The organism is Campylobacter sp. IFREMER_LSEM_CL2127, assembly GCF_025771745.1.
Classification (GTDB): domain Bacteria; phylum Campylobacterota; class Campylobacteria; order Campylobacterales; family Campylobacteraceae; genus Campylobacter_D.
In genome coordinates this window covers 133,745-143,372 of sequence record NZ_JAKMQV010000003.1, presented here as the reverse complement: position 1 = coordinate 143,372, position 9,628 = coordinate 133,745, and the positions used below count along the sequence as shown (strand labels likewise).

Genomic DNA, 9,628 nt, shown 5'->3' with positions numbered 1-9,628 from the left:
GGGTTGTTTCTTATGGCTTAGATTTGTGTGGTTGGTTATTGAATTGTTATTTGGTGGGTTGGGGGTTATTGTTTTATTTTTTATTGTTTTTATTTAGTGGTTTAGTCAGCTTGGTTGTTACTACAGATGGGCTTTAATTCTTATTTTTTATTCTTTATGGTTGTTAGCTGTAGGTGATTTTTAAATTTCTAGTTTTTACTTGTTTGATTTAGTTTTAGGTTTTTATTATTCAGCTTGTAAAATAAATTATTTTAGTGTTAAGGTGGATAAAATATGGTATAGATTTTGTTTTATAAGGAGTGTATTTGTAAGTGAGTTTGTGATGTTTTTAATATGCAAATAGGTTGAAAATTAAGAATTAAGTGAAATAGTAAGCAAAATAGATCTTTGTAAAATTTAGTATTTTAGGTAGGTTTGTTGGAGTGATTGTGTTAAAGTGTTGTTGAGGAGGATATTTTTATATTTGTTCGAAAGTTTATGATATATGATTTTATATTTTAGATTATAGTAGATATATTATGATTTTAAATACTGAATTTGATTATTTGATACTATAATGTTTAATTTCTAAATATTAAATTTGCATGAAAAATAATTTTAGTTTAAAATTGATTTTTGAAATAAATTATATTGAATTCTTGTATTTTAAAATCTAGCTTTCTTAGAAGAAATTATCTTCTAAGAAAGAATGTTTTATTCAGCACCTTTTGGAGCTGTAAATGCTGTTATTTCAGGCGGTAATCCTTTGTATTTTTCTATATTTACTAAGCTTGTATGGGAAATGTTTCCGTTTGCTAATTCAGAAGTTGGCATATCAATAGTTAAGACATTTACGCTTCCATATTTGCACATTCCTTCATCATTTGGGTCATACCATCCACCTTCGCATAATCTTACAACATTTGGCATAATGTCTTTTGTTACAACAGCACCTGCGAGAACTTGACCTCTTTTATTGAAAACTCTTACAATATCGCCATTTTTGATTCCAATTTTTTTAGCATCAATTGGGTTAATCAATATAGGCTCTCTGCCATTTACCGCATACTTTTCACGCAGTGAAGTATGGCACATTTGTGAGTGGAGTCTATTTGTTGGGTGATTGGTTAGTAGATGAAAAGGTGTTTCTTTGGTAGCATTTCCTAGCCATTCTATTGGTTCCATCCACATTGGATGTGCTTTGCAGTCTTTATAATTATACTTTTCGATTGTTTTTGAGTAAATTTCTATCAAGCCTGATTCAGTACCTAGGGCATTTAAGATAGGATCTTCGATAAATTCAGAAAATCTAACCCATTCCATGCTTTCTATAGTTGGAGAAAAAGTTATAGGCTTGTTTTTCGCCCAAAATTCTTCAAAACTTGGCATTTTTGGTTCAAATACATCCCCATAAGCTTGAGTTTGTTTTAAAGCACTATTGTAGTATTCTTTGATAAAATCTTTTGCATTTTTACCATTTTCAGTATAAGCATTAAATACATCATCTCCATACACTTTACAAATATCAGCAAAAATTTCATAGTCATCTTTGCTCTTACCTATTGGTAATACCGCTTGCTTCATTGGAACTATATTCATATTAGAATAATCACCACTCATGGTAATATCATCTCGTTCATAAGAACTTGTAGTAGGCATTATAATATCTGCCATTTTGGCAGTTGGAGTCCAATAAATTTCATTTACAACTATAGTTCTTGGTTTTTGCCATGCTTTTATATTATTGTTTGTATCTTGATGATGAACTATAGGATTTCCACCCGCCCAATAAATAAAGTCAATATCAGGATAGGTTATCTTAGAACCATTATTGTCTATAACTTTTCCAGGATTTAACAAAGCATCAGCTATTCTAGCTACCGGAAAAGAATAACTAGCAGCATTTTGTAGCCATTCGGCACCACCTTGACTAACTCCTGCTTTTGGTAGCCCCTTAAATTTTCCATTTTCCCAAATTCCCACAGCTCCTGCTGTAATACCTCCTATAACACCACCTTTGCATGATGGAACCCCACCATTACTATAGTGATAGCTTAAGCCAAAGCCACCACCTTTAGTACCAATTTGTCCTATCATTGAAGCTAGGGTTATTAACATCCAATGAGGTTGTTCACCATGATGAGCTCTTTGCATACCCCAACCACTCATGAGCATGGTAGGGTTATCATAAAAGCTTTCAGCTAGTGTTTTAATGGTTTTTTCATCAATCCCGCAAATTTTGCTTGCCCATTTTACATCTTTTTTAATACCATCATTCTTGCCATCTAAATAAGCTTTAAATTTATCAAAACCACTTGTATAATTTTCTAAAAATTCATAATTGACTTTATTTTTTTCGATCAGATGACTAGCCATACCTATCATCATAGCAACATCTGTATTTGGTCTTGGGGAGATCCATTGTGCATTTAAAAATTTAGCAGTTTCAGTTTTTATAGGATCTATACAAATAACCTTGATCTTGCTATTTTTTAATTTTTCAAAATACTGCAAACCCCTTTGGTCGTTTGAAGTCCAAGCTATTCTTAAAGTGGCGATAGGATTAGCACCCCAAATAACTACTATTTTAGAATGTTCTAAAATATTTTCCCATGAAGTTTGTTGTTCATAAACTTCAATGGAGCCTACAACATAAGGCATGATCACTTGAGAAGCTCCGGTTGAGTAATCTCCAGTAGTCCCTACAAACCCACCTGTGACATTTAAAAATCTATGAAGTAATATTCTACAATTTTGCATATTTCCGCTAGATTTCCACCCATAACTTCCACCAAATATAGCTTGAGTTCCTTTTTGCTCTCTTGTTTTTTTAAGTTCTTTTGCTATAAGTTTTATAGCCTCATCATAACTTACACGCACAAATTCATCTTTTCCTCTAAGCTCAGGCTTTGGATTGTCAGGATTTTCAAGATAACTTTTTCTTACATAAGGATATTTCACACGTGATTTATAGATCATATCTGCTGTATAGTGTTGTAAGAGATTGTCAATTTGTGTTACTTTTTCCCATGGCTCACTTTTGATCACAATGCCATCTTTAATGGTAAGCTTTAAAATTCCCCAATGTGCTGCTGTTATCACGCTTCCATTTTTTACTAAACCTGAATTTATAGTTGAAGCTTCAACGCTTTTTCCCATAACCAAACTAGGAACCAGAGGTAATACACTTAAACCAGCACCAATTTTTAAAAATTTTCTTCTATCAAGCCCCATTTTATTTTACCTCCTTAAAATCTTTTGCACTTTTTTGTAAATACTGTATCACTAACCAATGATCTTTTTTATCAATTCCTGTTCTATTTACCATTGATCTAAAAGTAGCAGGCCAACCATTAGCGCTAAATTCACTTTCTTTATGAACACTATGACAAATTCCGCAGTTATTCATATAAAGTTCTTTTGCTTTTATAAACATTTCTTTATTGCTTTTTGCAAAATCTTTCTTGTCAGTCCAAACTTCTATGGTAGCTTTATCCCATTTGCCATTTTTGCTTTTTGTGTAAGTTTTAAAATCAAGTTTTGTATTTTTAGAAAATGCAGCAACTATGATTCTTTGACTATCGTTATAATAAAGTACAGAAGGCGAAGCAGGATTAATATAGCCTGTGATCTTGACTAAAACTTTATCTCCATCAGTTTTTAATACTTTAAAAGGATTTGTAGGTAGCAATCTACCAACAGCTTTTGTGTCATTTTTGCTTAAGTAAAGTGAGCTTACTTCACTTGTAAAAAATTCATTTTTAGCACAAACAAAAGAAACAAGTGCTAAGCAGAAAACCAAAATTTTTCCCATTTTGCCTCCTTGACATTTTTTTGATATAAACTTATTGTATATCAATAAAATTAAAAATTTCTTAGCACAAAAAATGTAAAATTAAATATTATTTAATAATTTTTTATTGATTTGTAATTTATTTGTTTTTATATTTTCATAAAGTCTTTTCAATCCTTTAAAGTAAATTTTAGTAAAATACAAAATATTCTTTATAAAGGTTAAAAATGCACTTTACTTTGTTAAATGAAAAAGATTTTTTCAACCCCTACTACCGCAAAAAGCAAATCACACAAAATGAATTTGACACTTTTAGCAAGGCTTTAACGCAGTATATAAAAAGGCTTGAAAGCTCACAAAGTGAAAATGAAGACTATCTTGTAGCTAATGCGCTTAGTCCATTTTTAACCACGCTAAATTTCAAAACCCACATCAAAACCAAACAAAAAGGCAAAAGCGAGATCGACTTAGCCATCGCTAAAGATGAGCTTAGCAAAGACTTAGAAGTTTTCATCGAAGCTAAAAAGCCCAACTCAAAAGAATTTATCACCCACACAAAGCCAAATTCCAAAGCCTTGCATGAGGCTATTTTGTATTATTTTAGAAATAGAGAACATAGCTTTAGCTTGAAATTTATCATCATCACAGACTTTTATAAATTTTACATTTTCAAAGCTAGTGAGTTTGAAGAGCTTTTTTATAAAAACACAAGCTTTAAAAAGCTTTTTGAAGAATTTCAAAGTCCAAACTCACTTTTTAAAGGCAATACCGATGAATTTTACAAAGAAGCAGGCAAGCTCATAGAAAATTCCAAAGAAAGCTTAAAAGGCTTTTTTATCGATTTAGCCTTTTTAAAAGACAAGCAAAAATCAAATTTCAAAAACCTAGCAAGCATTTTTAAAACCTTTCATAGAGACTTTTTGCTAAATGAATTTAGCCCAAATGACGCAAACTCACTAAACAACGCATTCTATAAAGAGCTTTTATACATCTTAGGTTTAAGCGAGAGCAAACAGCTTTCTAAATTCATCATCACGCAAAGTGAGCAAAGCAAACAAGCTCAAGGTACACTTTATCATCTCATAGCGAGCAAACTTCCAAAGCATGACTTTGAAGAGGTGCTAAAATTCATCATACTTTGGCTAAACCGCATTTTATTTTTAAAGCTTATAGAGTCTAATTTAGTTAGATTTAACGATGATAAAACCCTTAAATTTCTAAACTATGAAAAAATTCCAAATTTCACCACCCTTTCACATCTTTTCTTTGATATCTTAGCTAAAGAAAAGCACACAAGGACGCAGAGTAAATTTAGCTATTTGCCTTATTTAAATTCATCGCTTTTTGAAAAACAAGCCATCGAAAAAACAACACTAGAAATCGCCACTTTAGAAAATGACGCTTTGCTAGAGTACCACCCACACACGCAGTTAAAAGATGACAAGGGAAAAAGTAAAAAAGGCAAAGTAGGTTTGCTTGAGTATTTGTTTGAGTTTTTAGACAGCTTTGATTTTGGAGCAGATGAGCAAAGCGAAGAACTCATCAAACAAAAAGAACTCATCAACTCAAGCGTTTTGGGAAATGTCTTTGAAAAGCTAAATGGCTACAAAGAAGGTAGTTTTTACACTCCAAGCTTTATCACTTCATATATGTGTAAAGCAAGCATAGAAAAAGTCGTGCTTGATAAGTTTAACCATGCTTTTAAGCTAAATGCCACCAAGTTAAACGAGCTAAGAACCCAGCTACGCCAAGAAAAAATCCCTCAAGAACAAAAACTAGCCTTGCTAAATTCCATACGCATTTGCGATCCTGCGGTGGGAAGTGGGCATTTTTTAGTTTCAGCTTTAAATGCCATGCTTATGGTGCATTATGAGCTTGGTTTGTTTGAAGAGGACTTTTACCTAAGCGTGCAAAATGATGAAATTTTAGTGCAAAATCACAAAGGCCAGTTTTTAGAGTATAAACGCCCCGATTTTGACAAAGACAAAACCCACCTTTGTCAAAAAGAACTTTTTGAGCGTAAAAAAGACATCATAGAAAACAATCTTTTTGGAGTAGATATCAACCCAAACTCATGTGAGATCACTAAACTAAGGCTTTGGATAGAGCTTTTAAAACACAGCTTTTATGAAAGCTTTGATGATACAAACTATCATGATCTTAAAACCCTACCAAACATCGATATCAACATAAAATGCGGGAATTCGCTTATAAGTTATTTTGAAATTCACAAAAGCCTTTCTCACTACCCCAACATCAAAGAACGTATGGATAAATACAAACGCATAGTCAAAGACTACAAAGAAGGCTTTTACACCGACAAAACTCTCATCGCAAAAGAGATCAAAAACCTCAAAGAGTCTTTTAAAAATTTCTGCTTAAAAGACAAATTTGCCAAAGAGATCAAGCAACTTACCAATGGTGCTAATGAATACTCTAAAAAATACGGCGATTTTTTAGCGCAAGATGAAAAAGATGAGAATTTTAGAGCATTTTTCTCTAAAAATATGTTTGAATTTGACTTTGATGAAAGTGCTGCTAAGAAAGAATTTAAAAAGCTTAAAAAGCTTTATGAGAGTATATTTGACTTAGAAAGTGCAAATCCTTTTGAATGGCGTTTTGAATTTAGCGAAGTGCTTGATGAGGGCGGGAGTTTTCAAGGGTTTGATCTCATCATCGGTAACCCACCTTACATCAGACAAGAAGACATCAAAGAACTAAAGCCAAATTTAGCTAAAAACTATAAAGTATATAAAGGCACAAGCGACATTTATACTTACTTTTATGAGCTTGGGTTTAATGTGCTAAAGCAAAATGGTGTTTTGTCTTTCATCACTTCAAACAAATACACAAGAGCAGGTTATGGAGAAGCTTTAAGAGAGTTTTTACTCAAAAATACCACACTTTTAGAATACATCGATCTAAATGGCATAAAAGTCTTTGAAAGTGCTACGGTAGATACTTCCATACTAAGCTTTGAAAAAGCAAAAGCTAAAGATAATAGCTTCAAATACCTAGCCCCAAACACCGAGCTTTTAAAAGAAAACGACTTTAACATAGAAAGCATTTTAAATTTTAACAAAATCGCACAAAATTCTTTAAGCAAAGAATGCTTTACTTTTAACGATGAAAGCACAAATGCACTAAAAGCAAAGATAGAAAATCACGGCACTCCGCTTAAAGATTGGCATGGGCTTAATATATATCGTGGAATTTTAACAGGGCTTAATGAAGCCTTTATCATTACTACTGAAAAAAGAGATGAAATTTTAACTAAATGCAAAGATGAAGCCGAAAAAGAACGCACGGCCAAACTCATACACAAAATGCTACGCGGTAGAGATATAAAAAGATATAGTTATGAGTGGGCAGGGCTTTGGGTGATCAACACTCACAATGGCTATAAAAGCAAAAGTGGAGAAAAGGTAGAAGCGATAAACATAGATGAATATCCTAGCTTAAAACAGCATTTAAAGCCGTATTATAAAACTTTAGAAAAAAGAACTGACAAAGGAAAAACACCTTATAACCTTAGAAATTGTGCTTATTTGGAAGAATTTGAAAAAGAAAAGATAGGCTGGCAAAGAGTAACCCAAGAACCGAGTTTTATTTTAGAAAATGAGTGTGTTTTATTGGATTCTATGGCTTTTATGGTAGGAAATTCTAAAAATGAACTTAAATATCTTTTGGGATTTTTAAATTCTAGTTTGATATTTTATTATTTTAAAAATATCGGGCATTTGTATTCAGATAAAGGTTTTTTATTATCAAATCAATATGTAGAAAAATTTCCTATACCAAAAATAAATTCTAAAAATGAAAAACTAGCAAACGAGCTTATAAGCTTAGTCGATGAGATTTTAAATTTAAAAGAGCAAGATAAAAACGCAAACACCAAAACCCAAGAAGATAAAATAAACTCTATCGTTTATAAACTTTACAACCTAAACGAAGAAGAAATAAAAATAATTGAAGGAAAATGATGGAAGAGACAATACAAGCAAAAAAAGAGATGATTGCTAAATCATTAAAAGTAAATATAAAAGATGTTATTTATAATAAATCTAATAACTTGAAACTTGTAAAAAATAAATTTACTATTGTAAACAAAACCATCAATAAGTTTGATATTCATCGCTTGAAAAATTATGAAATAATATTTAATAAATGTCAAATAAAAGCTAATATTTCTATTAAAAAATATATAGAAGATGTTGAAATCAAAAGCATATCTTTTATTGATTGTGTTATAAATAATATAATTTTTATTGATGATTTTTCTTGTGATAGCATGTATTTTTTAAATTGTAGTATTGAAAAAATTAGTTGTAGTAAAGTATCGATAAAAGGAGATATTAAATTTAAGAAGTGTTCTTTTGTAAAAGAGTTTATTTTTGATAATTGTAAATTTTTAAATGCTATTTACTTTAATAATTCTTTTTTTAAAAGTTATGCTGATTTTCATGAATGTGAATTTGAAAAGACAGCTTGTTTTTATGGGGTTAAATTTGATAAAGCTCCGAATTTTAGTGCCTGTTATTTTAAAGAGCAAAAAGCTGTAAATTTAACAAATGTCAATATAAATAATTTAGATTTTGAATCAGTTGAAAAATATATAGAAGATAATTACAAATACGAGACTCATAAAAATGAAATTAAAAATGATATCGAAATACAAAAAGATGAAAAAAAGCTTTGCAAGATTAAAAATGAGTATAAATTAAGATGTGCTAAAAATTTAAAAGATTCTTTTAGGGTTATAAAAGATGTTTTGATAAGCCAAAATAATATTTTAGAAGCTCAAGAATGGCATAAACTAGAACTTTATGCAAAAGAAAAAGAAACTATGATAAAAGCTAAAAGCATAAATGATAATATAGATTCTAAAAATACTACTGTAAAATTTTTAAAAGAAGAATTATATAATTTTACCGAATGGATTAATTTTACATTGTTGTTTGTATATAGAAACACTAGTAATCATCACACAAGTTTTTTAAAAATACTTAATTTCACAGTTGTAATGATTGCATTGTATGCTTCATTTCTTTTTTGGCTACAAAACGATGGTGCTGTTAAATCGGTTTATGGTTTTATAGTTGTACTAGCTTTTGTAGCGGTTATAATTATAGCTTTCGTTTCTTTGATTGTTTGTAAAAGCATATTTAAATTACGCACATCTCGATTTTTTTTATTTGTGAGTATGGGATATGGTGTATTTTTATTATTATGTTTTCAAACTTTAGAGGCTCTTATTGTGTGTTGTTATATTTTATTAGTTTCTTCTATTAGTTTGATATTTTTTTATGAAAAATACTCGCGTTTTTCTATTGTAGCTTTTGGATATATTGTTTTTTCTGTTGTTCTAATCGAAAAACCACAATTTATCAACCCTTTTATAGGTGTTTTTTCATCAGAAAAACTTCATGAAAGTAAAATTGAAAAAATCATTCAAGATTTAAATTCTAGTTCTATTCTAAATCTTGCAAAAATTTCTCATAAAGATTTTAACCTATCTTGGCATTATCAAGATGTTTCTTTTGTAGAACTAGATGCGGCTAAGAAGCTAATCATAGAAAACAAAGATAATATCTTAGATTTAAAAGAACAAAATTTAACCATAGCAACAGAATTTTTAGGTAAAAAATATACCGAAATTTCTAAAGCTATAAAGCAAGATAAAATCACATCAAATGTCATAAAATCCACTAGTGTTTTATATAGTATTATACTTTTACTCTGTATATTCTCGCTCCAAAAAACCGCACGTAAAAACTCCATAGTGCCAAGCTAAATTAAAAGGCTTATTAAAGCCTTTTTTATGTTTTTTGCTTTTCAAATTTTGCTCGTTTTTAG

4 protein-coding genes are annotated in these 9,628 nt (G+C 30.3%); 2 read left to right on the top strand and 2 right to left on the bottom strand.

The annotated features are described in order from the left end of the window. Positions 1-693: 693 nt before the first annotated feature. On the bottom strand, positions 694-3,213 hold the full coding sequence (locus L8V77_RS03915; protein WP_263706797.1) for a molybdopterin guanine dinucleotide-containing S/N-oxide reductase: 2,520 nt from the start codon (positions 3,211-3,213) through the stop codon (positions 694-696). 1 nt (position 3,214) lies between these two features. Then, positions 3,215-3,793 carry a cytochrome C gene (locus tag L8V77_RS03910; protein ID WP_263706796.1) on the bottom strand — a complete coding sequence of 193 codons (579 nt, stop codon included), beginning with the start codon at positions 3,791-3,793 and terminating at the stop codon, positions 3,215-3,217. A gap of 206 nt (positions 3,794-3,999) precedes the next feature. Here L8V77_RS03910 and L8V77_RS03905 point away from each other — a divergent pair, with 206 nt between their 5' ends. Together L8V77_RS03905 and L8V77_RS03900 are read left to right on the top strand one after the other, a co-directional pair. Next, entirely contained in the window at positions 4,000-7,755 is a 3,756-nt protein-coding gene (locus tag L8V77_RS03905) for an Eco57I restriction-modification methylase domain-containing protein (protein ID WP_263706795.1), read from the top strand. Further along, entirely contained in the window at positions 7,755-9,566 is a 1,812-nt protein-coding gene (locus L8V77_RS03900; protein WP_263706793.1) for a pentapeptide repeat-containing protein, read from the top strand. The genes L8V77_RS03905 and L8V77_RS03900 overlap by 1 nt, the downstream gene beginning before the upstream one ends. Positions 9,567-9,628: the final 62 nt, after the last annotated feature.

Excerpts from the sequence above, each read along its gene's own strand:
- L8V77_RS03915 (WP_263706797.1), bottom strand. The coding sequence starts at position 3,213 with ATGGGGCTTGATAGAAGAAAATTTTTAAAAATTGGTGCTGGTTTAAGT.
- L8V77_RS03910 (WP_263706796.1), bottom strand. The coding sequence starts at position 3,793 with ATGGGAAAAATTTTGGTTTTCTGCTTAGCACTTGTTTCTTTTGTTTGT.
- L8V77_RS03905 (WP_263706795.1), top strand. The coding sequence starts at position 4,000 with ATGCACTTTACTTTGTTAAATGAAAAAGATTTTTTCAACCCCTACTAC.
- L8V77_RS03900 (WP_263706793.1), top strand. The coding sequence starts at position 7,755 with ATGGAAGAGACAATACAAGCAAAAAAAGAGATGATTGCTAAATCATTA.